Consider the following 26,798-nt stretch of genomic DNA (forward strand, 5'->3'; position numbering starts at 1 on the left):
GATGGCAGATTAGCGCAGTCTAACCTTAGTTAGGACAGCCAGTCCACTCCTCGTGGCCACGCTTGAGGCTCGGTGCCCCCGTGGGTCCGGAAGCGTCGCACGAACACGCCGAATTGGTCGTTAATCATTGCGTCACACCGTGCTTCCTGGACTAGATTGGATGTGCACGGCAAACGGCAACACTTGACCAGCCCTCAAGGTGCTTAGGAGTGACGATGCAAGGCGATCCAGATGTTCTGAAATTGCTCAACGAGCAATTGACGAGCGAACTCACTGCGATTAACCAATATTTCTTGCACTCGAAGATGCAAGATAATTGGGGATTTACCGAACTGGCCGAACATACCCGTTCCGAGTCTTTCGAAGAGATGCGGCACGCGGAGACCATCACCGACCGAATCCTGCTCCTCGACGGCTTGCCCAACTATCAGCGACTCTTTTCGCTGCGCGTGGGGCAGACACTTCGGGAACAGTTCGAGGCCGATCTTGCGATCGAGTACGAGGTGGTTGCCCGCCTCAAGCCCGGGATCATCATGTGCCGCGAAAAGCAGGACGCGACGTCGGCGCGGATCCTGGAAACGATCCTGGCGGACGAGGAAGGGCACATCGACTACCTGGAAACCCAGCTCGAGTTGATGGAGAAGCTGGGTGACGCGCTCTACGCAGCGCAGTGCGTCTCCCGCCCGCCCCAATAAGCTCGGGCAGCTCGGTCCGTTTCAATCCAAGCCGCCCTGGGTAGCCGGTGAACCGCCGGCTGTTCGGGGCGGCTTTGTTCGTGCTGTAACTTTCATAGCCTATCTAACGATATCGCTGGTGAACCGGCAGGCCGGCGAAAGGAAGTTATGACCACCCCGACAACATCCACCGGCGAGCAGCCGACCGGCGCCCCGATCCTGAGCGTGCGCAGGCGCAACCTGGTGTTCGTTGCCGTCATGCTCGGAATGCTGCTCGCCTCGCTCAACCAGACAATCGTCGCCACCGCGCTGCCCACTGTCGTGGCGGACCTCGGCGGTGCGGGCCATCAGGCGTGGGTGGTGACCAGCTATCTCCTGGCCTCCACCGTCGTCACCGCCGTCGTCGGGAAGGTCGGCGACATCTTCGGCCGAAAAGTGGTGTACCAGGCGGCGGTCCTGTGTTTTCTGATCGGATCGGTCCTCAGCGGACTGTCGGGATCGATGGCCATGCTGGTGGCCGCGCGGGCGCTGCAGGGGATCGGCGGCGGCGCGATCATGGTGACGTCCTCGGCACTGATCGCCGAGGTCATCCCATTGCGGGACCGCGGGCGCTACCAGGGTGCGCTGGGTGCGGTCTTCGGTGTCACCACCGTTGCCGGCCCGCTGCTGGGCGGCTTCGTCACCGATCACCTCGGCTGGCGGTGGGCGTTCTGGCTCAGCATCCCGGTGGGCGTCGTCGTGCTGATCGTCGCGGCCGCCACGATCCCGGCAGTGGCGTCCCGTGGTGCGCGCCCGGTGATCGACTACGCCGGAATCGTGTGGGTCGGAATCGGGGCATCCGGTCTCACGCTGGCCACCAGCCTGGGCGGCGAACTCGCGTGGACCTCGCCGACCATCATCGGGCTGGTCATCGGTTCTGTCCTGGCGCTGGCGATGTTCGTCCGGGCGGAAACCCGGGCGGTCGAACCGATTCTGCCGATGCGGCTGTTCCGCAATCCGGTGTTCACCATGTGCTGCGTGCTGTCGCTGGTCGTCGGCTTCGCCATGCTGGGCGCCCTGACGTTCATGCCCACCTTCATGCAGTTCGTCGACGGCGTATCGCCGTCCGAATCCGGGCTGCGCACCATGCCCATGGTCATCGGGCTGCTCGTCACCTCGACCGTCAGCGGCAGTCTGGTGGGCCGCACCGGCCGGTACAAGATCTACCCGATCGCCGGCACGGCGATCATGCTCGTCGGCTTCGTGCTGCTGTCGCGCATGAATGCCGCGACACCGATTCCGATCCAGTCGCTCTATCTACTCATCCTGGGCGCCGGCATCGGCATGTGTATGCAGGTGCTCGTCCTCATCGTCCAGAACACCTCCGATTTCAGCGATCTGGGCGTGGCGACCTCGGGGGTGACGTTCTTCCGGACCATCGGCAGTTCGTTCGGTGCGGCGATCTTCGGTTCGTTGTTCGTCGGCTTCCTGTCGGATCGCCTGCCCGGTGCACTGGCTGCCAGCGGTGCGCCGGCGGTGGCGGGTGCTTCACCCAAGGCGCTGCACGAACTGCCACCCGAGGTCGCCGCCCCGATCGTCAACGCCTATGCCGACGCGCTGGACCTGGTGTTCCTCTGTGCCGCACCGGTGGCGCTGATCGGCCTGATCGTGGCGCTGTTCCTCAAGGAGGTGCCCCTGCTGGAGGCCGAGGCGACCATGGCGGCGGATCTCGGCGAGGGCTTCGGCATGCCGAGCTCGGAATCGGCGGACCAGGTGCTCGAAACCGTGGTCAGCCGGCTGATGCGCAGTTCACCTGAGATCCGGTTGCGAAATGTGGCCGGAGGGCCGGGGTGCGAGCTGGATGTCGCGGGGTTGTGGGCGCTGCTCAAGATCTACCGACACGGTCAGGTGTTCGGCTCGGCTCGCCTGACCGAGATCGCCGACCGCCTGGTTGTGCCCTTCGAAGTGCTCGAGCCGACCTTCAACCGGTTGGTGCAGGACGGCTATGTGCTGCGTACCGGGGACAATCTGTGGCTGACCCAGGCCGGGGTGCGGCAGGTCGAGGGTGTCTCGGCGGCGCTGGTGGGTCGGATCGTCGACAAACTGGGGGAGTCGTCGACGTACGAGGGCCGCCCGGACCGGGCCCAGGTCGAGGCCGCGCTCGAGCGCATCGCGCACCGGATTGTGGTGCAGCGGGACTGGGGAGACGACGACCGCGCCACCGAGCTGACCGGCTCGGGAACCAAAAACTAGAACTTGTTCCAGAACTCCCGGAATCTGCGTACGATTCGGCCATGAGCCGAATCGGAGAATTTCCCGACGACGACGTGGCCGGCTGGATCTTGAAGTCTCCCGAGATCGGCACCGCGATGGCCAACTTCACCAACGCGGTGTACACCAAGGGCCGCTTGCCCCTCCGGGTGCGCGAACTCGCCCGGATGGTGATCGCACTCAACAACGAGTGCGTGGTGTGCCAGAACACCCGCGACTCCGACGGCGCGGCAGCAGGAGTGGACGAGGACCTCTACGACCACGCCGCCGAGTGGCGGACCTGGCCGGGCTACAGCGCGCAGGAGCGCATCGCCGCCGAGTTCGCCGAGCGCTTCGCGAGCGATCACACCGGACTGCGCGACGACGAGGACTTCTGGGATCGCGCCAATGAGCAGTTCGATGCCGAACTGCTCACCGACCTGGCGCTGTCGTGTGCGATGTGGCTGGGCATGGGCCGGATGCTGCGGACCCTCGACATCGGTCAAACCTGCAGGATCACGCTGTAACCCGCGCGATCACGGCCCGGTTTACCCAGGCTTCGTGACGGCAATACCGCATGCCATGATCGGAAGCCTTCGCTCCATCGTGCTGGATTGCCGGGATCCTCGTGCGCTGGCGGCCTTTTACGCCGAAGTCCTCGGCGGCGACGTCGCCGCCGAGGACGACACATGGGTGGTCGTCACCGACCCGGCGGGCCGGCGGCTCGCCTGCCAGTACTCACCGCAGCACGAGCCGCCGCTGTTTCCCGATCCGCGGGGATCGCAGCAGATTCACCTGGACATCCAGGTCGACGATCCGGATGTCGCCCAACGCCAGGTGCTGGCCCTGGGCGCAACCCGCGTCACCGATGCCGTCGGGGAGACCTTGTTCCGGGTGTTCCGGGATCCGGCCGGCCACCCGTTCTGCCTGGTGTGGGGTATCGACTGAGCGGCTGCGGTCAGACCAGCCCGGTGGCGTCGAACACCCACGACATGTCGGCGGTGGCAAAGTTGTCCAGCCAGTCCGGCGGGGCGTGGTTGGCCAGGGCGCCCATGTCCCAGTAGTCCTTCCACAGCGTCACCTTGCCGTTCTCGACCCGGTGCACCGTGACGAACTTGAGGACGGCGGATTCGCCTGTGGCCCAGTGCCATTCCTCGTGGTGTTCGTACATGGCATCACGGCCGTTATCGACCAGCAGGCCCGGGAAGTTCTCGTAGGACGCCAGCGGTTCGAGGCCGATCTTGAGCCGCTTGACGATGTCCTCCGGGCCTCTGGCGGCAGCGGCTGCGCCTACCGGCATGTCCAGGTAGATGCAGTCGTCCGACAGGTATGTCTTGAGCAGGTCCCAGTCGCGTTCCGACAGGGCCTTCCACATGCCGTGGACGGTTTCCTCGATCGAGATGTCTTCAACGGACACTGGTCAACTTCCCATCCTCGGCGGAGATCGACGGGACGCGGTGCGCGGCCCGCAGGAACTGGCCGGTGCGCTGCTGGCCCACCAGGTCGGTCAGCGCACCGTCGGCGAACACGGTGCGTCCGCCGACGAGCACCGCGGTGACGGTGTCGTCGTTGCGGTTGACCATGCGCGACAGCCCGCCGTATTGGTCGACGGTCTCCTCGGCGTACGCATCGAGCGAGTCGTCGAGGTGCTCGGGATCGACGATCACCACATCGGCGCGGTCCCCGATGCGTAGATGGCCGGCGTCGATCCGGTACCAGTCGGCGAGTTCACCGGTCAGCCGGTGCACGGCCTGCTCGATCGACATGAACGGCGTACCGGCCTGCTCGGCGTCGCGGACGTGCCGCAGCAGGCGCAGTCCCATGTTGTAGAAGGCCATGTTCCGCAGGTGGGCGCCGGCATCGGAGAAGCCGAGCTGGATACCCGGATCCCGGGCGAGCTTCTTGAGCACCTCGGGACGGTGGTTGGAGATGGTGGTCCGCCAGCGGAGCGCGGTGCCGTGCTCGAGCACCAGATCCAGGAAGGCGTCGACCGGATGCAGTTCGCCGTGCTCCTGCCCGACCTGGCCGAACGTCTTGCCGACCACGGATTCGTCAGGGCAGGCGACGATCTCGGCGTCGAAGAAGTCCCGGTGCCAGACCCGCACGCCGAACTTGCTGTCGTAGTCCTTGCGGAACTTGCGCCGGTAGGACTCGTCGCGCAGCAGTTCGTTGCGCTCGACCTCGTCACGCAGATGCAGAGCCGCTGCGCCGGAACCGAATTCCTCGAACACCACCAGATCGATACCGTCGGCATACACCTCGAACGGCACCGGCAGATGCTGCCAGCGGAAGTTGCCGCCGAGCGCATTGGCAGCCTTGGCCAGTGGGCCCATCATCCAGATCGCATAAGGGTTGGCCTTGATGTCGGCAGCCGAGAGCAGGCTGGTCTTCAGTTGCTTGCGGAACAGGCCGAGTGACTGGGCCACCTGCGAGGCCAGGTTGAGCGGATTCTGGATATCGGGACCCGACTGCAGCACCCGGCCGGCGCGCCGCAGCATCGACTTGAGCCGGCGGAGCTCGCGGGACTTGGCGTAGGTGGACGGCAGCGTGCGGGATCGGCAGGTGTCGCCGTCGATCTTGTCGAAAAGCAGTTGCTGTGAGGACATCCCGACGAAGCCCGCGTCGAGGGCCTCCTTGAGCATCTGCTCCATGCGGGCCTGTTCGGTTGCCGTCGGTCGCTGATCCTTGCGGGTCGCCCGGTCGAGTCCCATCACCGCGGTCCGCATGTCGGAGTGCCCGATGAAGGCGGCCAAGTTGGGGCCCAGCGGTAGTGATTCGAGTGCCGACACGTACTCGTCGCAGGTGGTCCACGTCTTCTTGTCGTCGACGGCGGCGATCACCTGGTCGCGCGGGATCGCCTCGACCCGGCCGAACAGGTCGCCCGCGTCGACGCCGCCGACGTGCACGGTCGACAGCGAGCAGGACCCGAGCATCGCGGTGGTCACGCCATGGCGCAGCGACTCCGACAACGACGGGCCGCCCAGGACCTCGACGTCGTAGTGCGTATGGATGTCCAACATGCCGGGCATGACCCACTTGCCGGTGGCGTCGATGACCTGAGGGCAGTCCGTGTCGTCGAGAAGGTCCGGGGAGATGGTGACCACGTGCCCGTCACGAATTCCGATGTTGCGCACCGCTGACGGGGCTCCGGTGCCGTCGAACCATCGGCCGTTGCGAATGATTGTGTCGAAGCTCACCCAGTCATAGAACAGTCCCGTTGGTGGCAGTGTCAATGAAAATGGTGAACAGATTTGAAAAAATGTCTACTGAACGCCGACGGCGCGGTCTGACCAGGGGTTATAGCGGTGCCCAGGCATCCGGTACCCGTCCGTCGAGGTCGGTGAAGCCGTATTGGCGCGCCAGTGCGGCCGAGCTGACGGAACGTTGATTCCACTGCGCCCGGTGCGGGTCGGCCGCCACGGCGGCGACGCCGCGGCCGACGAAACGGGGGGACTCGGATTCGGCGAATCCCGGCGGTGCGGCCGGGTAACCGTCGGTGCGGGCGAGGTCGAGTGCGCACCGCCAGTTGGCCTCGTTGACGCCGTAGTTGTCGAGCATCATCTCCGAGCGCAACCATCCCGGCGTGACCGCGACCGCCGTGGCGCCGAACGCGGCGAGTTCGTGCCCGTGGCTGAACGCCAGTCGGTTCACCGCGTTCTTGACCAGGTCGTAGAACACCGACAGTCGTGGGTTCTCGGCATTGAATTCGGTTGTACCATCCGTGATTTCCACCAACAGCCCACCAGGACGGTCGGCGAGCAGCGGTAGTAGGCAGTGCGACGTGATCAGGTGCGTGTCCAGTCCGAGACGGAGCATCCGCAACCCGTCGTCGAGGTCGTGCTGCCACATCGGCCGGCCCCAGGTGTCCGGCGGTCCCTTGAGCACCTCGGCGCCCCAGATGTCGTTGACCAGGATGTCGATGTGGCCGTAGTCGGCCTTGAGCCGCCCGGCCAGCTTGCGTACTTGCGCCACGCTGAGGTGATCGACCTGTACTGGGACGCCCGAACCGCCCAGTTCCGTGACCAATTCGGCGGTTTCCTCGATGGTTTCGGGCCGGTCATAGTCGGAGTCGCGGCTACCGCATCTACTGCTGCGGCCGGTGCACACCACGGTCGCGCCGACCTCGCCCAGAGCCGCGGCGATGCCCCGACCCGCGCCACGGGTGGCCCCGGCGACGACGGCGATGCGTCCGCGCAGCGCCTCCGGGTCGGGTGTCCAGGCCATCCGATGAGTATCCCGCCGCGCGCAGTTCTATAGCTGCAGTTCGGCATTTCAGCCCATACTGGCTGAGGTGACTCCACTTCAGCGCTACATTGCCGAGGAAATCGCGACCGATCACCTCGACGGACTTTTGTCGCGTCGTGAGGCGCTGCGCCGGCTGGCGCTGTTGGGAATCGGTGCGGCCGCGGCAGCCTCGCTGATCGCCGCCTGCGGCGAGGCGAAGGAGCCGGCGCCCGTCACCGCCCCCAGCGCGCCACCGGGACCGGCACAGCCGCCGGGACTGCAAAATGCGCTGCCCACCACGCCCGTCAGTTGGTCGGGCCCGGTGGGGGAGTTGCAGGGAGCCTGGGCCGCCGCGCCGGAACCCAGAGGCGCGGTGTTGGTGATCCACGAGAACAAGGGGCTCACCGACCACATCCGTTCGGTGGCCGGAAGGTTCGCCGGTAGCGGGTACTCGGCACTGGCGATCGATCTGCTCTCGGGCCAGGGCGGCACGGCGGCGTTCGCCGACCCGGCGGGTGCCACCGCTGCGTTGAGTCGGATCGAGCCGCCGCAGTTGATTGCCGATCTGTTGTCCGGCATCGAAGAGGTACAACGCCGCGTGCCGGGCCACAAGGTCGCCGCTGTCGGTTTCTGCATGGGCGGCGGGCTGGTCTGGCGACTCCTGGCGGCCGGTACGCCGGCGCTGGCCGCCGCAGTGCCGTTCTACGGCCCGGCTCCCGACGATCTGGATTTCAGTGGTTCCCGTGATGCCGCGGTCCTCGCGTTCTACGGTGCCCTGGACCAGCGGGTGAACGCGAGTGAACCGACGGTACGCGCGGCGTTGGAACGCGCCGGCATGGTGCACGAGCTGATCACCGAACCCGACGCCAACCATGCGTTCTTCAACGACACCGGCGAGCGGTACAACCCCGCGGCCGCGACCGATGCCTGGCGCCGGATCCATGACTGGTTCGGGGCGCATCTGGCCTGATCCCCGGGCTTGTTCAGCGGCTGTTCAGGCCCCGGTTGCGGCGTCGTTGTTGACCGCACACGCGGCCCGGTTCTCATCGTGACATGCGGGTTGTCCAGGTTGCCAACTTCTATGGCCCGCGATCGGGTGGTCTGCGCACCGCGGTCGACCGCCTCGGCGCGGAGTACTGCGCGCTGGGCCACGAGGTTTACCTCATCGTTCCGGGTTCACATCCGCAGCGGCACGTCCTCGGCAGCGGTGTCGTGCGAATTTCCCTGCCCGCCAGGCTCATCCCGTTCACCGCGGGCTACCGCGCGGTGCTGCCGGGGCCGGTGACCGCGTTGCTTCAACAGCTCGGTCCGGATGCGATCGAGGTTTCGGACCGGTTGACCCTGCGGTCGCTGGGACCGTGGGGCCGCAGGCATGGGGTGGCCACCGTGATGATTTCCCACGAACGCCTGGACCGGCTGGTCGGTCAGGTACTGCCGCGATCGGCGGCGGTCATGGTGGCGGACTTCGCCAACCGCCGCACCGCGGCGAACTACGACGCGGTGGTGTGCACGACGGGTTTTGCGCGGGAGGAGTTCGACCGCATCGGTGCGGACAATGTCGCGACCGTGCCACTCGGGGTGGACCTCGAGCAGTTCCACCCACGGCGCCGGTGCGCCGAGATGCGCAGGCGCTGGGCTGCGCCACAGCAGACCCTTCTGGTGCACTGCGGCAGGTTGTCGGTGGAGAAGCACGCTCATCGAAGCATCGATACCGTTGCCGCGCTCCGTGATTCGGGCGTAGACGCGCAATTGGTGGTCGTCGGGGAGGGTCCGTTGCGGGCCCGACTGGAGAGACAGGCCAGCGGGTTGCCGGTGGCCTTCACCGGATATGTCGGTTGCCGCGACACCGTCGCGACCATCCTGGCCTCGGCCGACGTCGCGCTGGCACCGGGCCCGCACGAAACGTTCGGTCTGGCCGCACTGGAAGCGCTGGCCTGCGGAACTCCCGCGGTGGTGTCACGGACGTCGGCGCTGGCCGAGATCCTCACCTGCGACAGCGGAGCGACCGCCGACAACGACCCACGTGCCATCGCACAGGCCGTCACCTCCGTGATCGGCCGGCCCGAACCGCTGCGGCGCAGCAGAGCGCGTCAGCGTGCCGAGCAGTTCACCTGGCCGCGGTCGGCGGCGGGAATGCTCGACGTGCTCGGGGCCGGGTAACAAGCCGGGTTTTGCGCACGCTGACGCCAGACCTGGTCTGCGGCCCCGTGCCGGCCCTATGTTCCGCGGGTCATATTTGCGCACGCTGCCTGAAGGACGGTCGAGCATGTCCGAAACCACCACCACAGCCCCAGAATCGTTGGACTATCCGCCGCCTGCGGCCGGGCGCCAACTGCGCGGCAACCTGGGAGTGGCCTCGATCGTTTTCATGGTGGTGGCCGCAGCCGCACCACTCGGTGTGATCGGCGGGGTGGTGCCCTTGGGTATCGCCTCGGGCAACGGAGCCGGATTCCCCGCCACGTTCATCGCAGCCACGCTGGTGTTGTTGCTGTTCGCGGTGGGTTTCACCGCGATGACTCCGTATGTCGACGAGGCGGGCGCCTTCTTCTCCTACGTTCGTCAGTCGCTCGGGCTGCCGGCCGGCATCGGTATCGCATTCGTGGCGCTGGTCAGCTACGTGGCGTTGGAGGCGGGTGTGTATGGGCTGCTCGGCCCGGCGGGGGCGAGCGTCGTCGAGCTGGTGGGTGGGCCGACGCTGCCCTGGTGGGTGTTCGCCGCGGTGGGTTTCGCCGTCACCACCTACCTCGGATACCGCAACATCGAGCTGTCCAGCCGCGTACTCGGCGTGCTGTTGACCGCCGAGATCGCGATCGTGCTGGTGCTGGACCTGGTGATCGTGGCCAACGGCGGTGAGCACGGCCTGTCCTCGGGCATCGTCAATCCGAGTGCGATCTTCTCCGGGTCGCTGGGCATCGGGTTGTTGTTCGCGATCATCAGCTACGTCGGATTCGAGGCGACCGCGATCTTCCGCGACGAGGCCCGCACGCCCGAGCGCACGATTCCCCGGGCCACCTACCTGGCGCTGATGCTCATCGGGGTGTTCTACGCGGTCACCAGCTGGGCCATGATCTCGGGCTGGGGCGATGAGCAGGCCGTCGCCCGCGCCACCGACTCAGGCGCCACGTTCCTCGGCGACACCGCGCACCGCTACATCGGCACGGCGGGCGCCGACATCATCACGGTCCTGTACTTCACCAGTCTGTTCGCCTGCATTCTCGCCTTCCACAACGTGGCCTCGCGCTACGTGTTCGCGCTGTCGCAGCGTGACGTGCTGCCCGCGCGGCTGAGCCGACCGCACGATCGGCACGGCTCACCGCATCAGGCCTCGCTGTGGATCTCCGGGGTCGTGGCGATCAGCGTCCTCGTGGCGGTGGTGTTCGGGCTGGACCCGGCCGCCCAGTTCTACACCTGGTTCGCCGGGGCGACGACGGTCGGCGTGGTGCTGCTGATGATCGCCACCAGCGTGGCGGTCCTGGTCTTCTTCGCTCGTGACCGGCACGGCCATTCACTGTGGCGCGTGCGTGTCGCCCCCGCGCTGGGTCTGGCCGGGCTGCTGGGCGCACTGGTGCTGATCCTGACCAACCTGAACGACCTGGTCGGCGGTTCCAGCGTGCTGGCCTGGGTGATCATCGGTGTCCTCGTCGCTGCGTTCACGGCCGGTGTGGTCGTGGGTCGCCGGGTCGGCTGAATCCGGCACATCGCACCCTCGGTGGGGCCGATAATTGTCTGCGGTCTCAGACGATTCCCAGGGGGTGCCGGATGTATCGACTCGCAGTGTTGGTCGTGCCGCTGTTCCTGCTCGCCGGCACGACTGTTGCCTGTGGGCAAGCCAATTCGCCATCCGATCACGGCCGGCATTCCGAGGCGGTCACCACCAGTCCGGGTACGGCCATGCCGACCGGCCCCGTCATCGCGATCGAAGGTATGGGATTCAGTGCACTGGGGCCGGTGGCGCCGGGAACCGAAATCACGATCCTCAACAAGGACGAGGTCGAGCATTCGGTGACGTCCAGGACCAAGGGCGCGTTCGACGTCCACGTCGACGGCAAGGGACGGGCGACGCTGACGGCTCCGCAGGAGCCTGGGGAGTACCCGTTCTACTGCCTCTATCACCCCGCGATGCTGGGCACTCTGACCGTCAAGTAGACGCTGCGCGGCTGGGCCAGGCCACCGGCATGCGCTTGATGCCGTGGATGAACGGCGACAGGAGTCGGTCGGGTTCCTCGGTCACGACGATGTCGGGCAACTGGCGGTGCAGCTCTTCGAACGCCACGGTGATCTCACGGCGCGCCAGATTTGCTCCGAGACAGAAATGCGCCCCACCGCCACCGAATCCGAGATGAGGGTTGGGGCGGCGGGTGACGTCGAACATCCACGGATCGGCAAACTTCGACTCGTCGCGATTCGCCGATCCGTACCAAAGCGTCACCTTTGCGCCGGCGGGCAGCGGTGTCCCGCCGAGCACGGTGTCCCGGGTGACTGTCCGGCGCATGTAGCTCACCGGCGACGCCCAGCGCACGATCTCCTCCACCGCTGTGGGGGCCAGCTCGTCGTACCGCGACCACCACTTCTGCCGCTGCTCCGGGTAGCGGGTGAGCGCGAGCACGCCATGGCTGATGGCATTGCGGGTGGTTTCGTTGCCCGCGACCACCAGCAGGATGAAGAACGAGGCCACCTCGGCCGATGTCAGCCGTTCCCCGTCGACCTCGGCCTGGACCAGGCTGGTCGTCAGATCCTCGGTGGGCGCCGCGCGTCGTTCGTCGGCCAGCGCGGTCGCATAGGCGCCGATGTCCGTCGCGACCGTGACGAACTCGTCGAAATCGGTGGTCAGGTCCGGGTCGCCGAATCCCAGGATCACGTTGGTCCAGTGGAAGATCCGTTGGTGGTCGTGTTCGGGGATACCCATCATGTCGCAGATGATCTGCAGCGGTAGGGGGCCGGCGAGCTCGGTGACCAGCTCGGCGGTCCCGTCGGGATTCCTGGCCACCATGTCACTGACCAGACGCCGGGCCCGGTCACGCACAGAATCCTCGATCAGCGCCACCACCCGCGGCGTGAACGCGCTGCGCACGATGTTGCGCAGCCGGGTGTGACGGGGATCGTCCAACGCGATCATCGAGCCGAAATACTCTGCCAGTTCCGGGGTTTGATCGCCGATGGTGATTCCGGAGGCGGAGCTGAAGATGTCGGGATGGCGACTGGCGTGGAAGACGTCGTCGTACCTGGTCACCGCCCAGTGCCCGGCGCTCTCCGGGGAACCGTCGAGGACGCAGGCCCGGTGGAAGGAGATCGGGTCCTCCCGGCGCAGCACACCGAATGCGCCGTCCCGGACATCGTCATCCTCCCGCCAGAACTGCCACGATCCGAGGTCGATCTCCGAGCGCGGCACGTCGCCGGGACGCGCCCCATTGATCCGCGGTGCGATACCCACCCCGCCAGGGTAGGGCCGCGCGGACCCGGAAAACGGGTAACGCTCGGATCAGCCGTGGCGATACCCCTCTGGGGTGCACGTTTCGCCGCTCGCAGCCAGGTGAGTTGCAAGGCGTTGCGGCGCCGGGCCATTGGGGGATGGCCGGCGCCGGGGTCACGAGACTGTAGGAGGTTCAGGTATGAAACTGGCCAAGTTCGTGGCGGGAGCGCTGACAGCCGGCGCGTTCGCAATGGGCATCACCGGACTGGGGGTCCCGGTGGCGTCGGCGTCGCCCGCTGTGCCCGCTCCGCTCAAGCCGGGGCACGGTAACGACGACTGTTTCCCGTTCTGCAACGGTGGGCCGCCCGGGCATGATCGCGACTTCGACAGTCGCGGGCGTGGGCCCGATCGCGGCCCTGACTTCGACCGCCGCGACCATTGGGACGACAAGGGTCCGTGGTGGGCGAACAACCGGCACGACTGGTGGGACGACCGCCGGGGCGCGCCGCCGTGGGGGTGGGGCCCACCGCCGCCGTTCCAATGGCGGGGCGGCCCGCTTCCACCGACCATCAACTACTGGGGATACAACTTGAACCCAGTGTGGGACAACGGGTTCCGGCAGTGGGGTGTATGGCTGTTCGGCGTCTGGGTCCCAATCCTCGGCGTCGGCTGATGCCCTGTCGGTAGCGGTCAGCCGCTTTCGCGGGTGGGTCCCTCGTCACCGTCCTGATCGAAGTCATCCTGATCGTGACGGACGACGCGGACCCGCCCGTGGGGCAGGCACGCGGCGTAGCCGTGGTACTTCCCGTACAGCTCCCACGATGTCCGGTTCTCCTCGGGCCGGACATCGATGCGGTGGCCGTCGGAAAAGCTCAGGTGGAGGCTGCCGTTGTCGTCCCAGTCCGCATGTGTGCAGCGCTGCCCCGCGAAATCGAAGAGTGGCCGAACCTCGTTACGCAGGGACCGCGGGTCCAGCGACACCACTTCCGAGGCGTCGGCACCGATGGCCGGCAGCGTCAGTTCCAGCGGGACCGAGATGACCAGTTCGTTGTAGTCATCGAGGTTGAGCACCAGGCCATCGCGAAATGCGATCCGCTGGACCAAGCACCCTTGAATCCATTGTTCGCTCATTGTCTTACTCTGTACCGCCGGACGACCGGGCACAAGAGGCGCTCGCTCGGTGTTGCGTCAATCATGGATGACATGGGAAACGTCCGATGAAGGTCCGGTTCGGTGTGGGAGTGGGCGCCGACACGGCCCCGGACGAATTGGGCGGCATCGTCGATCACCTGGAGAACTCCGGGGTCGACTCACTGTGGTTCTCCGAACTGGTCTACACCCCGGCGGTGGATCCGTTCATCGGCATGGCCTACTCGCTGGCGCGTACCCGGCGGTTGAAGGTCGGCACCTCGGTGGCCATCCTGCCGGGCCGTCATCCGGTGCTGGTGGCCAAACAACTGGCCTCGCTGGCGGCACTCGCGCCCAAGCGGGTCCTGCCCGTATTCGGGCTTCATTCGGCACTGCCCGCCGAGCGGGACATCTTCGTGGTTCCCGACCGCCGCCGGGCCGCGGTGTTCGACGAATCGCTCGAGCTCTTGAGATCCGTTTTGAGCGGCCACGACGTGTCGTTCGAGGGGGAGTACTTCACCGTCCGCTCCGCACAGGTGCAGCCGCTTCCCACCAAACCGATCGACATCTGGCTGGGCGGATCGGCGCCGGCCGCGCTGACCCGCATCGGCAGACTCGGCGACGGGTGGCTGGGCAGCTTCCTCACCCCGGACGAGGCGGCGGTGGCGCGCCGGGGCATCGAGGCCGCGGCGGAGGCCGCGGGCCGGACCATCGAACCCGACCACTACGGCATCAGCCTCGCGGTGGGGGACGGCGAACTGCCGGCCGAATTGCTCGCCGCGGTGCGTCGTCGCAGGCCCGACGTCGACCCGGCCGAACTGGTGGCGGCGGACTGGCCCGACCTGCACCGCCAGATCGACGGCTATCTGGCCGCCGGCCTGACCAAGTTCGTGATCAGGGCGGCAGGCCCCACCGGTCGCGCCGCGTTCCTGGACCGGTTCACCACCGAGCTGTTGCCGCGGCAGGACTGAGGCCGGTCTGCTTTTGAACCGGAGAGTGTCAACAGTCGTGTCAGGGGGTATGTGCAGGCCGAGCGTGCGCTGCGCCCTGAGCGAAGGAGACTGTCATGAGGATGCGACTTCGATTTCCGCAGTTGCGCCCATCGGTCATATCCGTGCTGGCCGGCCTGCTGTCCACGATCGCGATGGTGTCGGCGCTGGTGCTCGCGCCGACCGCAGCCGCCGACGACCGGCTGCAGTTCACCGGCACCACCTTGTCGGGTGCCCCGTTCAACGGGTCGAGCCTGGCCGGGCGGCCGGCAGTGCTGTGGTTCTGGACGCCGTGGTGCCCGTTCTGCAATGCCGAGGCACCGTCGGTGAGCCAGGTCGCGGCGGCCAATCCACAGGTCAGCTTCGTCGGTGTGGCGGCACATTCCGATGTCGGGGCCATGCAGGGGTTCGTCGACAAGTACCACCTCAACTTCCCCAACCTCAATGACGCCGACGGGTCGATCTGGGCCCGCTACAACGTCCCGTGGCAGCCGGCCTACGTCTTCTACCGCGCCGACGGGTCGTCCACGTTCGTCAACAACCCCACGTCGGCGATGCCGCAGCAGGAACTGGCCGATCGGGTCGCGGCCCTGAAGAGCTAGCCGCCCGGCGTGCCAGACAACCTTGTGGGGTTGGCGTTCGGCGCCGGACTCGTCGCGGCACTCAATCCGTGCGGTTTTGCACTGCTGCCCGGGTACCTGGCGCTGGTGGTGCGGGGCGCCTCGCCGCGAGGGCCGGTGAACGCGCTGGGACGGGCGTTGGTCGCCACTATCGTGATGACCGCCGGATTCGTTGCCGTGTTCGGCACCTTCGGGCTGCTGACGGTCGCCGCCGCAAACACGGTGCAGCGCTACCTTCCGTACGTCACCTTGGTCATCGGGATCATCCTGCTCGGGCTGGGGGTCTGGTTGCTGGCCGGTCGCAGGCTCGGGTTGCTGTTGCCCGATGCGGTGGCGGGCCGCCCCGGCTGGGCGCCCACCGCACGGCTGGGCTCGATGGCCGGTTACGGCGTCGGCTATGCGCTGGCATCGCTGTCGTGCACGGTGGGCCCCTTCCTGGCGGTCACCGGTGCCACCCTCGAATCACACACCGCACTGCACCGCGTGGCGGTGTTCGGCGCCTACGCAGGGGGTTTCGCCCTCGATGTCGGCGTGCTGGCCGTGGCCACGGCGCTGGCCGGCACCGTCGTGATCGACCGGTTGCGCAGCGTCGTCCCGTACATCAGCCGGATCAGCGGAGCCCTGCTGATCGCCGTCGGCGCCTATGTCGCCTACTACGGCTGGTATGAAATCCAATTGTTCGGCGCCGCAGGAAATCCCGCTGACCCGGTGATCGCAGCCGCCGGACGCGTCCAAGGCGCCCTGGCGGGATGGGTACATCGGCACGGCGCATGGCCTTGGGTGCTCGCCCTGCTGACACTGGTCGTGCTCGGACTCGGGTGGCGTACCCGGCGGGTCAGAGTCGCCGCGAGAACTCGCCACGCACGTCCGGCCACGGCGGACGACGCACCATAGCGGCCGTGGCCAAAGTTGCTGCCACCAACCCGATCAGTTCACCCAGCAAGGCGATTCGCGTGTTGTCGACGGCGGGCACCCAGGTGGGTGTCCCGTCCTTGACGACGAAAATCCCCAGCGGCCTTGAGCTGGTTCGCCCGCTGTCGGACCGGTGCCGGACCTTGCTCACCGGTATCACCGTCGCTCCATCGGGCGTCAGGTACGGGTCACCGAACACCCGCGAGGTGGTCGCGGTATCGGTGGAGATGCTGTCGAGGGCATCGGGCAGGCGCATGCCGGGGGATCCTTCCTGTCAGCGGTCGAAGTCGGACTCGTCGTCCAGTGGTACGGCGATCGCCTGATCGATCAGGTCGGCCTCGGTGGCATCGGCATCCGTCGAGATCCGCACCCGGGGCAGTTCCGACAGCGCGTCGTCCTCGTCGTCGACCCCGATCGGTATCAGTTGTTCCACGACGTCGGCCTCCGGGACGTCGTCGGCGAACTCACCACGCTCAGCGTGTGTCATGGCCTGACATTACCGCCGCGGGTATCCCGGCACAGCCCGGACGGAAGAATCATTGACCGGCAACGGAAGTGAGCGCGGCGCGAATGTCTTCGGGGACCGGCCGCTTGGCCCAGTCGTCGGTCGAGACCACCACATAGACGTTCCGTCCGCACACCCGGGCGTGCTCGTCGCCCGTGGCGTCGGTGCCCAGCACGGTGAAGCCGATGGTGAAACTGGTGGTGCCGATGCGCTCGCACCCGACGGCGATCCGCACCGGCTCCCGCCACCGAACCGGAGCCCGGAAATCGATCTCGGTGTGCACCACCTGCATGTCGATGCCGTTGGCGATCAGCTCGGTGAAGTTCACGCCGAGGTGGTCGAACAGCCCGGTGCATGCCTCGTCGAACCAGGTGAGGTAGTGGCCGTTGAACACCACACCCTGCTGGTCGATCTCGGCGTAACGAGGAACGATTCCGAAGCTGTACTGGGTCACGTCAGCACCGTAACCGACCGTCGGGAGACACTTGCCCGGTGAACCTGGTGACCCTCGACGACATCGACGCCGCCGCCCGGCGGATAGCCCCCGACATCGTGCGGACCCCGCTGCTGGCGGCCGGGTGGTCAGATGCTGACCGTCCGTTGTGGCTGAAGCCGGAGAATCTGCAACCGATCGGCGCCTTCAAGATCCGCGGCGCGTTCAACGCGCTGGGCCGGCTCGCTCCCGAGGTCCGGGCAGCCGGAGTGGTGGCCTACTCCAGCGGCAATCACGCCCAAGCTGTGGCGTATGCGGCTGCGGCGTTCGGTGTCACCGCCCACATCGTCATGCCCGAGGAGACCCCGGCCGTGAAGGTGGAGGCCACCCGGGGCCACGGGGCGCAGGTCGTGTTGTGCGGGGCGGGGGAGCGTGAATCGGTCGCTGCCGAACTGGTCGAGCGCACCGGCGGTGTTCTGGTGCCGCCGTTCGACCATCCCGACGTGATCGCGGGACAGGGCACCATCGGGCTGGAGATCGCGCAGGATCTGCCCGAGGTCGCGACAGTCCTGATCCCGATCAGTGGCGGTGGTCTGGCCTCCGGGGTGGGCACCGCGATCCGCGCGTTGTGCCCGCGGGCCAAGATATTCGGTGTGGAGCCCGAACTCGCCGCGGACGCCGCGGAGAGTCTGGCCGCCGGCCACCTGGTGGAATGGCCTGTAGCGCAGCGTAACCGGACCATCGCCGACGGCTTGCGTGCGACGCCGTCGGAGCTCACCTTCGCTCACCTGCAACGGGTACTCGACGGTGTGATCACGGTGAGCGAGGACGAGATCCGTTCGGCAGTACGGGAACTGGCGCGTGAAGCACATCTGGTGGCCGAACCCAGCGGTGCCGTGGCACTGGCCGGATATCGCACGGCGGCCACGCCGCCGGGGCCCACGGTCGCGATCGTCTCCGGTGGAAACATCGCGCTACCGTTGCTGGCCGAGATCCTCTCGGACAGTCAGTGAACACCTTCCATCAACCTGCTGATCCGCGGTGACACCAGCAGCACCACGACACCCGTGAGGATCGCCACCACCCCGAGCGTGCCGAAGTAGGCGAATTCGCGGGCCGGGTCGTAATGCTGGGCCAGCACCCCCGACATCGCCGTGCCGAGCCCTACCGAGAAGAAGAACAGCGCCATCATCTGGGCCCGGAACGCCTCTGGGGCAAGCTTTGTCGTGACCGACAGGCCGATCGGCGACACCAGCAGCTCGGACACCGCGAACACCACCATGATGCCTGCGACCAGTAGCGCGGGCACCACCTTGCCCTGGTGCGGCGCTGTCGGCAGAAACAGCAGGAATGCGGCGCCCATCCCGATCACCCCGTAGCCGAACTTGCGCGGTGTGGTCGGCGCCCGGTTGCCCAGCCGGGTCCACAGGACCGCGAACAGGGGCGAGAGCAGGATGATCCAGACGGGCTCGATCGACCCGATCCAGTTCGACGGCGCGGTCCAGCCGAAGAGAGACCAGTTGACCCGCTCGTCTGAGTAGACGGCCAACACCGTGAACGTCTGCTGGAACAGCGACCAGAACACCGCATTGGCGATGAACAGCGGGATGAAGGCCCGGACCCGGATCCGTTCGGTGTCTGACACTTTGGCGCTGGTCAGCATGACCGCGAAATACAGCACCGAGGCCACGGCGATCACCGCGGTGGTGATCTGCGACAGGTTCGCGAGTTTGACCAGGTGTGCCGAGAACAGCACGCCCACGGCCACAGCCGACGCCGCCACGACGGCGAGCACCTTTCGGATGGACCGCGCCGGCAACGGGTTCGCCACGACACGTCCGTGGCTTCCGAGATTGCGCCGGAACATCACGTACTGCGCCAGCCCCAGCGCCATACCGACCGCCGCGGCGCCGAAGCCGTAGTGGAAGCCGACGTGTGTCTGTAGCAATCCCGTGGCCAGCGGTCCGACGAAGGCGCCAAGATTGACGCCGAGGTAGAACAGCGTGAAGCCGCCGTCGGCGCGCGGGTCGTTCAAGGCGTAGAGCGTGCCCAACAGCGAGGATGCGTTGGCCTTGAGTGCGCCGGACCCGAGCGCGACGAGCACCAGGCCGACACCGACGCCGGCCAGATCCGGAATGACCGCGAGAGCGATATGGCCGGCCATGACGACCACTCCGCCGTAGAACACGGTGCGCTCCATGCCCAGGACGCGATCGGCGACCCAGCCACCCAGCACGGTGGACAGATAGACCAGACCGCCGTAGGCGCCGACGATCCCGGTGGCGGTGGTCTTGGGCAACCCGAGCCCGCCGTCGGCGGCCACGTAGTACAGGTAGTAGCCGAGGATGGTGAGCATCCCGTAGAAGGAGAAACGCTCCCACATTTCCACCCCGGACAGGTTGGCCAGTCCCAGCGGATGGCCGAAGAACGTCCGGTGTCGCGGAGAATTCTGGACTTCCTGCATGCGTCACCACCTTGCCATGCCGACGGACCGGTCGACCGAAATTGACGGGCCGGACGGCAAACTATGACTGCGTTGTGTACTGGCGATTCTGCGGCACAGCACATTTCGTCGCACGTGGTGAAAGGTCGCCGGTGGTGCAGGAGATGGGAATGAAGCTGCCACCGGGTAATGTCACCGTGAAACGTTTGGACGACGGCCACACTTTTCGGGGGTGCATGTGGACGCGGTGCTCGGTGTGTCGTTGACACCGTCCACCGTCGGTCTGGTCCTGGTCGAGGGCTGCGAGGCCGACGGAGCGACCGTCGACCACGAGGCGCTCGACATTCGCGGCCTTGCACCCGCGCGTACCGATGACATCTGCGCCGACGTCGTGAAGGCGGTTCGGCGTGTCGAAAGGGTTGCCGCAGAACGTGGTTTGCGGCTGGCAGCCATCGGCGTCACGTGGAGTTCGGGGGCGGCCGCCGAGGCCGCGGTGCTGCTGAAGAAGTTCACGGACGCTGGATTCGCCGATGTGATCCCGGTCCGGTTGCCGCACGCGACGGACGCGTTGGCTCGGCGCGTTGCCGGCATCGTCGGATTCGACACGACCGGCGTATGTGTGCTGGAACCCGATGTCGTACAGGCGATGACCGTGAGCGGCGACAGTCCGGTGCAGACCACGGTCAGCCGTGGCATCGAGACCGTGGCCGGCCTGACAACCTGGCTGTCAGACATGTTCGATGCGGCGGATCCGCGCCCTGATGCGCTGGTCGTCGTGGGGTCCGCCGTCGACCTGGACTCGGTTCTGCCGAAACTGGAGCAGGCACTGGCTGTGCCGGTGTTCACACCTGCCGAACCGGGGTTGCCGTTGGCCAGGGGAGCCGCGTTGGCTGCGGTACGCAGGAGCCGATGGGCATCCGACGACAGCGCGGCCAAGGCCGGATGGCGCTGGCCCCCAAAGCAATTGACGCCCCTGGCGATATTGGTCGGTGGAGTGCTGGCCTTCGCGGTGTCGCTCTCCCTGGCGATCGGCCAGCAGCTGTTGCCCGGTTCGGAGCCGACACCCCACAAGAGCACGCGTCCGGTGGTGAGCACATCGGGGGATTCGGCCTCCGTGCAGCAGACCTCGGCGGTCACGTCTCCGGTGCCCCCGGCCTCGCCCCTCGAAGCCCCGCCGGTGCTCGAACCGGTGGTAGAGGACGCCCCGCCAGAGCACGTCGTCGATCAATCCACCACGGCGCCACCCGAGAACGCCGGCGAGCTGATGGCGCCTCCTGCGCCCGAGCTGGAGGCGATGCCGCCGGAGCAGGCGCCACCGTTGCCCGAACAAGTCCCGGCTGCGCCACCGCCGGAGCCGGGCCAACAGCCCGTGCCCGAGAGCCAGGTGCCGCCGCCACCGTCCTCGACATCGGAGGTGGCACCGCCCCCACCGCCGGCCCCCGAGGTGGCGCCCTCAGCGCCACCGGCGCCGCCAGAGGCGGCACCGGTGCAACAGACGGCAGCGCAGGCTCCGGTGACCGAACCGGTACCGCCCGCGGCCGAACCGGTACCGCCCGCGGCCGGCTCGGCCGCGACAGAAGTGGCGCCACCGGCACCTGAGCAGCTGCCGGCCCCGGCCGAGCCTCCGGTGCCGGTTCCCCCCGCGCCCTGAGCGCTGTGACGTTGCTGAGACTCATGCCGGGGCGCCGATGGGCGCGGTGAAACATTCTGAGTTGCCCGGCCGATGAGTTCACCATGGGCAACCCACTGCGCCACCGCCGACCTCGAATTGCCGTCGCCACGCTGCGCCTAAAAGGTGCACCATCGGCGCTCACCTACACTGGTGGAATGCTGACCGCCCCATCGTCGTCATTCGGAACCGTTCGAGCGTCGGTACTGAAAGTGTTTGCGGCGATCGGTGTCGCCACCTTGGCCGCTGCGAGCACGGTGAATGTGGCATCTGCTGCGGTGAGCACGCCCGCACCCGGTGTGAAGATCGAGCCCGCCTCCGGATCGGTGGTCGGCGTCGCCATGCCGCTGACAGTGACGTTCGCCGATCCGGTGACCGATCGCGATGCGGCACAGAGCAGCCTGAAGATCAGCTCTCCCGAGACCCCCACTGGCACCTTCACCTGGCTGAGTGACGATGTCATGCAGTGGAAACCGGATCAGCTGTGGCCGGCTCATTCGAAGATCTCGGTCACTGCCGGCGGCGCGAAGACGAGTTTCGAGACGGGGGCCCAGGTACTCGGTGTCGCCGACATCGATGCGCACACCTTCACGGTCAGCATCGATGGCACGGTGGCCCGCACCATGCCTGCGTCGATGGGCAAGCCCAAGCACCCGACCCCGATCGGGACCTTCACCGCGCTGGCCAAAGAGCCTGTCGTGGTGATGGATTCGCGCACGATCGGTATTCCGCTGAGCGACCCGGAGGGGTACAAGCTCACCGTCTACGACGCTGTTCGCGTGACTTGGGGCGGTGTCTACGTGCACGGGGCGCCCTGGTCGGTGGGATCTCAGGGCTACGCCAACGTCAGCCACGGTTGCATCAACTTGAGCCCCGACAACGCCGACTGGTACTTCAACACGGTGCACCTGGGCGACCCTATTGTCGTGCAGGCATAGCCGCGTGCAGGTTCTTCGAGGTCGGTGAGGTGGATACCGTCGCCAGGTCGGGGTAGGTCCCCAGGACCCGGTCCGCGGTCCCGGCGGTGGTGACCGTGAACCAGTAGTGCTCGTTCTTGTAGTGGTGCTGGCGATGGTTGCGCCAAACCGCACGGTAGGCGCGGCTTTTCGGCTTGTAGTCACTGTGGATCAGGTAGTGACACCACTCGTAGGCCAGGCCGAGAACGGTCAGCAGGGACAGAAACGTCAGCCCCAGGCCGAGTCGTGGGAACACCAGGAGGGCTACGGCGACTGCGACGGGCAGAATCCACAGCAGTGCGCGCCACGGGATGAAGATCAACGGGATGTCACGTGGATCGACGTGGTGCAGCCGGTGGTCGCGAGCCAACAGCGAATCCAGTGTGATCGGGCCCAATCGCCTTGGGCGCCAGTGCAGTACGAAGACGTGGACGATCCATTCGAAGAACGGGAACGTCACCAGCATCACCGCGGGTACGAGCGCGTCGGTGGGTTGCCAGTCTCCGACGGCACACCGCGCGGCGACGCTGACGATCAGCGCGGTGCCGATCATCCAGGGGGAGGGGTGCTTGACGAACTCCCGTGCTGCGTCGGCCAACGTGAAAGCATTGCGCGTCATCGGGTTTCCTCCAATGCCTCGAGTGCGCCCATGAGCGCGTTGGTGGCAGGCTCCAGCAGGTCCTGAGCCGCGAGCCGGGCTGCGGCGGGGTCACCCGCTTCGATGGCCTCGACGATGCGGCGATACGCCTCGGGACGGCCGACCTCCGCGGCCATCATTGTGGCCAGCGCCGGCAGCGCGGGCTCGTAGGTCTGCCGAAGGGTGTTGTACATCAAGCGGAATGCGATCGAATCCGCACCGTCGACGATCAGATCCCAGAAGGCGAGTGCCTGACGTTGTTGCTCGACCGGGTCCGGTTCGGCCGCCAGGGCATCGACCGTGCGGCCGAGTTGCGCGATCACCTCGGACGGTGCCCGCTCGGCGGCCAACTCGGCCACCTTGGGTCCGTTGTGCAGCCGGGTTTCGAGGATGCTGCGAACCACGCCGACGTCGAGTTCGCCTGCGCGCAAGAGGAGCCGGGGCAACAGATCGAGGCCCGCGTGCTTGCGGAAATCCCGCACCGTGGTCGAGTCGCCCTGCCGAACCTCGACCAGGCCCGCCTCGGTGAGCCGCTTGATCGCCTCGCGCACAGCCGGGCGGGACACGCCCAGCACCTCGGCGAGGCGGCGTTCACTGGGCAGGGGCTCGCCGGGCTGCACCTGCCCGCTGAGTACCTCCGCGACGATCTGCTCGAACACGTCCTCGGGTACGGAGCGACGGTTCACCGGTTGTAGGGCCATACGACCCACCTTGCCCGGCCTGGGGGTCAGAGGTCAAGTGGTCAGACCACTAATTTTCACCGTAGCGCGGCCGCGGTCTCGGCGTCGGCCGGCAGAAACGCCTCGATGCTCAGTTCCGCGGCGGTCAGGTCCAGGGCCGTCCCGAAGGTGGTGACCGTGCTCAGGAAGGTCAGTACGGTGCCGTCGGGCGCGGTCAGTTCCAGTGGGACGACCACTCCGCCGAGATCTCGCACCGGTTCCATCCCGCCCGGGTAGGACTCGATCTCGGCAAGAAGGGCGGCCAGCTCGGCTGATCCGCTCACGGTGACCTCCCGGCGTAGCCGGCTGATCAGGTGGTGGCGCCACTCGGCCAGGTTCCGGATGCGCGGCGCCATGCCCTCGGGGTGCAGGGTGATCCGCAGCGCGTTGGGCCGGGCCAGCAGATGCGGTGCGACACCGTCCAGCATGACTGCGGTACCGGCGTTGGCCTGCAACAGATTCCAGGTGCGATCGACGACCACGCAGGGAAACGGGTTGTAGGCGTCCAACACTCGGGCCACACCGTCGCGCACACCCGTCATCTCGGGGTCCTCCAGAGTCCGCTCGGCGTAGACCGGTGCCAGCCCCGCAGCGAGGAGCAGCTGGTTCTGATCCCGCAGCGGCACCTCCAGTGCCTCGGCGAGCCGCAGCACCATGGCCCGGCTCGGTACCGACCGCCCGGTTTCGATGAAGCTGAGGTGACGCGCCGAAACGTCGGCCTCGATGGCCAGGTCCAGCTGACTGATGCGGCGGCGTAATCGCCAGTCGCGCATCAGCGATCCGATAGGTGTCTGGGTTGCCGCAGTCGTCACCATCCGAGTCTCACTCACACGCCGGGAGATAACCACTACCTGCGGGGTAATTGCGGTACTTACCCGGCCCGGGCCACTGTGGTCTCCAGACCCCACGAAGGAGGCGGCAGTGAGCGACAAACCTCTGTCCGACCAACCGATTCCACGCTGGCTGCACTTCGTCATGGCGGCCGACCGGGCCGGGTCGGCCGCCTACGTCGGCACCGGATTCTTCTTCGCGCCGGTGCTCGCGGTGGTATCGCCGTGGCCCGCCCTGACAACCGTGCTCTGGATCGCGATCGCACTCGCCGGCCTGTGGCTCGGGCTTCTCGGCATCGCGATGGCAACCGGTCTGGCGATCGTGCTGCGGTCGAATACCGAAATCCCGGAGGACTATTGGCGATCCGTCATCGACTACCCGACTGGCCGCGGTAGTCCACCTGCCAATGTTTGATGCCGTTGAGCCAACCCGACCGGAGACGCTCGGGCGCCGCCAACGGCGTCAGGTCGGGCATCCCGTCGGCGATCGCGTTGAAGATCAGGTCGATGGTCATCCTGGCGAGGTTGGCGCCGATGCAGTAGTGCGCGCCCGTACCGCCGAACCCCACGTGCGGGTTGGGGTCCCGCAGGATGTTGAAGCTGTACGGGTCGTCGAACACATCCTCGTCGAAGTTCGCCGAGCGGTAGAACATCACCACCCGCTGACCCTTCTTGATGGGCACGCCGGCCAGCTCGGTGTCCTCCAGGGCGGTGCGCTGGAATGACGTGACGGGCGTGGCCCACCGGACGATCTCGTCGGCCGCGGTGCCGGGGCGCTCGCGTTTGAACAGCTCCCACTGGTCGGGGTGATCGGCGAAGGCCATCATGCCCTGGGTGATCGAGTTGCGGGTGGTCTCGTTTCCGGCCACGGCGAGCAGGATGACGAAGAAGCCGAACTCGTCGTCGGAGAGCTTGTGCCCCTCCACGTCGGCCTGCAGGAGTTTGGTGACCAGGTCGTCGCCGGGGTTCTTGGTCCGCTCGGCCGCCATCTGCATCCCGTACATGATCAACTCGACGGAGGCGCTGATCGCGTCGTTGGAGGCGAACTCCGGGTCCTGGTCGCCGACCATCTGATTGGACCAGTCGAACAACTTCATGCGGTCTTCCTGCGGCACGCCCATCAGCCCCGCGATCGCCTGCAGGGGTAGTTCGCACGAGACCTGCTCGACGAAATCTCCGGAACCCGCGGCAGCGGCGGCCGCGACGATGTCCCGGGCCCGGTCGGCCAGGTCGGCGCGCAGGCGCTCGATCGCCCGTGGTGTGAAGGCCCGCGAGATGATCTTGCGCAGGTGCGTGTGGTGTGGGGCGTCCATGTTGAGCATGACGAACTTGCCCTGCTCGATCTGCTGCTGGACGGTGCCGTCGCGGTAGCGCGGGAGGGCGGTCTTCTCCTGGCTGGAGAACACGTCACTGCGCAGCGAGACCTCTTTGACGTCCTTGTGCTTCGTGACGACCCAGAACCCGCCGTCGTCGAACCCCCCTTGTCCAAGCGGCTGTTCGTTCCACCAGATCGGAGCCAACTTGCGCATCTCGGCGAGTTCCTCGACGGGCAGCCGTTCGGCGTAGATGTCGGGATCGGTGAAGTCGAATCCGGGCGGGAGGTTCAGAGTCGGCATGGCGTTGGCGCTCCTCGCGACGACGTTGTGTAGTGGCGTAAACCCATTGCTACACCACAGGTGGGGCCCCTCGGAGCGGGTTTCGGAAACTCCCACATCGTGGGTATTGGAACGTGTTCCGATTCTTGCGTTGTAACGGTTGAACGAGCGCGACGATGCACTCAGCGTTACCATTCGTCCCTGGAGCAACAGCAGGAGGCCAACCAGTTATGCGAGTCGACGTCCGTAGGTTCGGGATCGTGTTGACGGGCTGTGTGTCGGGTCCTGTCGTCGCGTTGGCCATGGCCGCCGCGGCGGCCGCGGAGCCACCCAATCCGGCGCCTGCCCCCGCGCCGGCGCCCGCGCCCGGACCGGCGGCTCAGGCAGCGGTCGGAGATCCGACGGCACCGGTTGCCGCGGCCCCGGGTACCCCTCACCTGGCCAGCCCCGATGCCCTGCCGCCGGGGGCCACGATGGATCCCACGGGACAGGGAACCGAGACGCCCAACCTGAGCTACCTCAAGGATCTGTGGCACGCGGTGCAGAACCAGGAGATCAGCGGCAAGGAAGCCCTGGTACTCGGGCTCGCGCAGCGCGGCATGAACACGCCTGTCCCGGGCCAGGTACCCGGGCCGAACGTTCCGACCGCGCCTGCGGCCCCCGGTGCACCGACAGCACCTCTGCCCGGCGGGCCGGCCGTAACCGACCCAGGCGCTCCTGCCGGGCCCGCCGTGTTGCCCGCTGCTCCTGCCGGCCCAGCTGTCGCTGTGCCCGCCGGTCCAGCCGCCCCGGCAGCGCCCGCCCCGGCCCCGGCGCCCTGAGTGC

The 26,798-nt window shown here is 67.1% G+C and carries 30 protein-coding genes; 17 read left to right on the forward strand and 13 right to left on the reverse strand.

Going from position 1 to position 26,798, the window contains the following annotated elements; all coding sequences use genetic code 11:
* The first annotated feature begins 215 nt into the window (after positions 1-215).
* The 4 genes from bfr (at position 216) to A5779_RS05980 (ending at position 3,851) form a co-directional block, all read left to right on the forward strand.
* Positions 216-695: a bacterioferritin gene (gene bfr, locus A5779_RS05965; protein ID WP_055120222.1), complete on the forward strand. Its 480-nt coding sequence runs from the start codon at positions 216-218 to the stop codon at positions 693-695.
* Positions 696-842: 147 nt separating this feature from the next.
* A complete protein-coding gene (locus A5779_RS05970) occupies positions 843-2,906 on the forward strand; it encodes an MDR family MFS transporter (RefSeq protein ID WP_064879914.1) in 2,064 nt (687 codons plus the stop codon).
* A gap of 41 nt (positions 2,907-2,947) precedes the next feature.
* Positions 2,948-3,430, forward strand: a complete 483-nt coding sequence (locus tag A5779_RS05975; RefSeq protein ID WP_064879916.1) for a carboxymuconolactone decarboxylase family protein — start codon at positions 2,948-2,950, stop codon at positions 3,428-3,430.
* 34 nt (positions 3,431-3,464) lie between these two features.
* A complete protein-coding gene (locus A5779_RS05980) occupies positions 3,465-3,851 on the forward strand; it encodes a VOC family protein (RefSeq protein WP_413784894.1) in 387 nt (128 codons plus the stop codon).
* Between the two features lie 10 nt (positions 3,852-3,861).
* Here A5779_RS05980 and A5779_RS05985 read toward each other — a convergent pair whose 3' ends face one another.
* The 3 genes from A5779_RS05985 to A5779_RS05995 all read right to left on the reverse strand — a co-directional run bounded on the left by A5779_RS05985 (position 3,862) and on the right by A5779_RS05995 (position 7,127).
* Complete coding sequence (locus tag A5779_RS05985) at positions 3,862-4,305, reverse strand: nuclear transport factor 2 family protein (RefSeq protein WP_064880003.1); 444 nt, start codon at positions 4,303-4,305, stop codon at positions 3,862-3,864.
* 4 nt (positions 4,306-4,309) lie between these two features.
* Positions 4,310-6,100, reverse strand: coding sequence for an N-acyl-D-amino-acid deacylase family protein (locus tag A5779_RS05990; protein ID WP_064879922.1), 1,791 nt, complete (start codon positions 6,098-6,100; stop codon positions 4,310-4,312).
* 100 nt (positions 6,101-6,200) lie between these two features.
* Complete coding sequence (locus tag A5779_RS05995) at positions 6,201-7,127, reverse strand: SDR family oxidoreductase (protein ID WP_064879924.1); 927 nt, start codon at positions 7,125-7,127, stop codon at positions 6,201-6,203.
* Positions 7,128-7,194: 67 nt separating this feature from the next.
* On the opposite strand from A5779_RS05995, the gene A5779_RS06000 reads away from it, so the two are divergent.
* The 4 genes from A5779_RS06000 to A5779_RS06015 all read left to right on the forward strand — a co-directional run bounded on the left by A5779_RS06000 (position 7,195) and on the right by A5779_RS06015 (position 11,273).
* Entirely contained in the window at positions 7,195-8,097 is a 903-nt protein-coding gene (locus A5779_RS06000) for a dienelactone hydrolase family protein (RefSeq protein WP_064879926.1), read from the forward strand.
* Positions 8,098-8,180: 83 nt separating this feature from the next.
* A complete protein-coding gene (locus tag A5779_RS06005; protein ID WP_064879928.1) occupies positions 8,181-9,287 on the forward strand; it encodes a glycosyltransferase in 1,107 nt (368 codons plus the stop codon).
* 106 nt (positions 9,288-9,393) lie between these two features.
* Positions 9,394-10,815, forward strand: coding sequence for an APC family permease (locus A5779_RS06010; RefSeq protein WP_064880005.1), 1,422 nt, complete (start codon positions 9,394-9,396; stop codon positions 10,813-10,815).
* Between the two features lie 71 nt (positions 10,816-10,886).
* A complete protein-coding gene (locus A5779_RS06015) occupies positions 10,887-11,273 on the forward strand; it encodes a cupredoxin domain-containing protein (RefSeq protein WP_064879930.1) in 387 nt (128 codons plus the stop codon).
* Here the strand turns inward: A5779_RS06015 and A5779_RS06020 are convergent.
* Positions 11,266-12,558, reverse strand: a complete 1,293-nt coding sequence (locus A5779_RS06020; RefSeq protein ID WP_064879932.1) for a cytochrome P450 — start codon at positions 12,556-12,558, stop codon at positions 11,266-11,268. The two genes, A5779_RS06015 and A5779_RS06020, sit on opposite strands and share 8 nt — an antisense overlap.
* A gap of 178 nt (positions 12,559-12,736) precedes the next feature.
* On the opposite strand from A5779_RS06020, the gene A5779_RS06025 reads away from it, so the two are divergent.
* Complete coding sequence (locus A5779_RS06025) at positions 12,737-13,210, forward strand: hypothetical protein (RefSeq protein WP_064879934.1); 474 nt, start codon at positions 12,737-12,739, stop codon at positions 13,208-13,210.
* A 17-nt stretch (positions 13,211-13,227) separates the two neighbouring features.
* Here A5779_RS06025 and A5779_RS06030 read toward each other — a convergent pair whose 3' ends face one another.
* Positions 13,228-13,668: a DUF6188 family protein gene (locus A5779_RS06030; RefSeq protein ID WP_064879936.1), complete on the reverse strand. Its 441-nt coding sequence runs from the start codon at positions 13,666-13,668 to the stop codon at positions 13,228-13,230.
* An 86-nt stretch (positions 13,669-13,754) separates the two neighbouring features.
* On the opposite strand from A5779_RS06030, the gene A5779_RS06035 reads away from it, so the two are divergent.
* The 3 genes from A5779_RS06035 (at position 13,755) to A5779_RS06045 (ending at position 16,168) form a co-directional block, all read left to right on the forward strand.
* Positions 13,755-14,636 (forward strand): TIGR03854 family LLM class F420-dependent oxidoreductase, encoded by an 882-nt coding sequence (locus A5779_RS06035; protein WP_064879938.1) that lies wholly within the window; start codon positions 13,755-13,757, stop codon positions 14,634-14,636.
* Positions 14,637-14,809: 173 nt separating this feature from the next.
* The gene (locus tag A5779_RS06040; RefSeq protein WP_236734662.1) at positions 14,810-15,256 is read left to right on the forward strand and encodes a protein disulfide oxidoreductase; all 447 of its coding nucleotides are present in this window, start codon (positions 14,810-14,812) and stop codon (positions 15,254-15,256) included.
* 9 nt (positions 15,257-15,265) lie between these two features.
* Positions 15,266-16,168, forward strand: coding sequence for a cytochrome c biogenesis CcdA family protein (locus A5779_RS06045; protein WP_064879942.1), 903 nt, complete (start codon positions 15,266-15,268; stop codon positions 16,166-16,168).
* On the opposite strand, the gene A5779_RS32810 is transcribed toward A5779_RS06045, so the two are convergent.
* The 3 genes from A5779_RS32810 to A5779_RS06055 are packed head-to-tail and all read right to left on the reverse strand — an operon-like array spanning position 16,110 to position 17,145.
* Positions 16,110-16,442: a hypothetical protein gene (locus A5779_RS32810; protein WP_082941546.1), complete on the reverse strand. Its 333-nt coding sequence runs from the start codon at positions 16,440-16,442 to the stop codon at positions 16,110-16,112. The genes A5779_RS06045 and A5779_RS32810 overlap by 59 nt on opposite strands.
* A gap of 18 nt (positions 16,443-16,460) precedes the next feature.
* Positions 16,461-16,673 (reverse strand): Rv3202a family protein, encoded by a 213-nt coding sequence (locus A5779_RS06050; RefSeq protein WP_064879944.1) that lies wholly within the window; start codon positions 16,671-16,673, stop codon positions 16,461-16,463.
* Between the two features lie 49 nt (positions 16,674-16,722).
* Complete coding sequence (locus A5779_RS06055; protein ID WP_055114403.1) at positions 16,723-17,145, reverse strand: acyl-CoA thioesterase; 423 nt, start codon at positions 17,143-17,145, stop codon at positions 16,723-16,725.
* A 38-nt stretch (positions 17,146-17,183) separates the two neighbouring features.
* Between A5779_RS06055 and A5779_RS06060 the strand changes: the two genes are divergently transcribed.
* Entirely contained in the window at positions 17,184-18,137 is a 954-nt protein-coding gene (locus A5779_RS06060) for a threonine ammonia-lyase (protein ID WP_064879946.1), read from the forward strand.
* Here A5779_RS06060 and A5779_RS06065 read toward each other — a convergent pair.
* Positions 18,131-19,588 (reverse strand): peptide MFS transporter, encoded by a 1,458-nt coding sequence (locus A5779_RS06065; protein ID WP_064879948.1) that lies wholly within the window; start codon positions 19,586-19,588, stop codon positions 18,131-18,133. The genes A5779_RS06060 and A5779_RS06065 overlap by 7 nt on opposite strands.
* Positions 19,589-19,799: 211 nt before the next feature.
* Between A5779_RS06065 and A5779_RS06070 the strand changes: the two genes are divergently transcribed.
* Positions 19,800-21,218 (forward strand): DUF7159 family protein, encoded by a 1,419-nt coding sequence (locus A5779_RS06070; protein WP_131811584.1) that lies wholly within the window; start codon positions 19,800-19,802, stop codon positions 21,216-21,218.
* Positions 21,219-21,394: 176 nt separating this feature from the next.
* Positions 21,395-22,174 carry a L,D-transpeptidase gene (locus A5779_RS06075; RefSeq protein ID WP_064879952.1) on the forward strand — a complete coding sequence of 260 codons (780 nt, stop codon included), beginning with the start codon at positions 21,395-21,397 and terminating at the stop codon, positions 22,172-22,174.
* Here A5779_RS06075 and A5779_RS06080 read toward each other — a convergent pair.
* From A5779_RS06080 to A5779_RS06090, 3 genes are read right to left on the reverse strand one after another with little or no spacing between them, the layout of a single operon-like run.
* Positions 22,155-22,811 (reverse strand): sterol desaturase family protein, encoded by a 657-nt coding sequence (locus A5779_RS06080; RefSeq protein WP_064879955.1) that lies wholly within the window; start codon positions 22,809-22,811, stop codon positions 22,155-22,157. The genes A5779_RS06075 and A5779_RS06080 overlap by 20 nt on opposite strands.
* On the reverse strand, positions 22,808-23,530 hold the full coding sequence (locus A5779_RS06085) for a FadR/GntR family transcriptional regulator (protein WP_064879957.1): 723 nt from the start codon (positions 23,528-23,530) through the stop codon (positions 22,808-22,810). The genes A5779_RS06080 and A5779_RS06085 overlap by 4 nt, the downstream gene beginning before the upstream one ends.
* A gap of 56 nt (positions 23,531-23,586) precedes the next feature.
* Positions 23,587-24,363 carry a helix-turn-helix domain-containing protein gene (locus A5779_RS06090; protein ID WP_110776936.1) on the reverse strand — a complete coding sequence of 259 codons (777 nt, stop codon included), beginning with the start codon at positions 24,361-24,363 and terminating at the stop codon, positions 23,587-23,589.
* Positions 24,364-24,523: 160 nt separating this feature from the next.
* Between A5779_RS06090 and A5779_RS06095 the strand changes: the two genes are divergently transcribed.
* Positions 24,524-24,793, forward strand: a complete 270-nt coding sequence (locus A5779_RS06095) for a hypothetical protein (RefSeq protein WP_064880009.1) — start codon at positions 24,524-24,526, stop codon at positions 24,791-24,793.
* Here the strand turns inward: A5779_RS06095 and A5779_RS06100 are convergent.
* Positions 24,747-25,994: a cytochrome P450 gene (locus A5779_RS06100; RefSeq protein ID WP_064879959.1), complete on the reverse strand. Its 1,248-nt coding sequence runs from the start codon at positions 25,992-25,994 to the stop codon at positions 24,747-24,749. The genes A5779_RS06095 and A5779_RS06100 overlap by 47 nt on opposite strands.
* Positions 25,995-26,203: 209 nt before the next feature.
* Between A5779_RS06100 and A5779_RS34240 the strand changes: the two genes are divergently transcribed.
* Positions 26,204-26,794 carry a hypothetical protein gene (locus tag A5779_RS34240; protein WP_082941547.1) on the forward strand — a complete coding sequence of 197 codons (591 nt, stop codon included), beginning with the start codon at positions 26,204-26,206 and terminating at the stop codon, positions 26,792-26,794.
* Positions 26,795-26,798: the final 4 nt, after the last annotated feature.

Origin of the sequence: Mycolicibacterium peregrinum (genome assembly GCF_001665625.1) — a bacterium.
Classification (GTDB): domain Bacteria; phylum Actinomycetota; class Actinomycetes; order Mycobacteriales; family Mycobacteriaceae; genus Mycobacterium; species Mycobacterium peregrinum_B.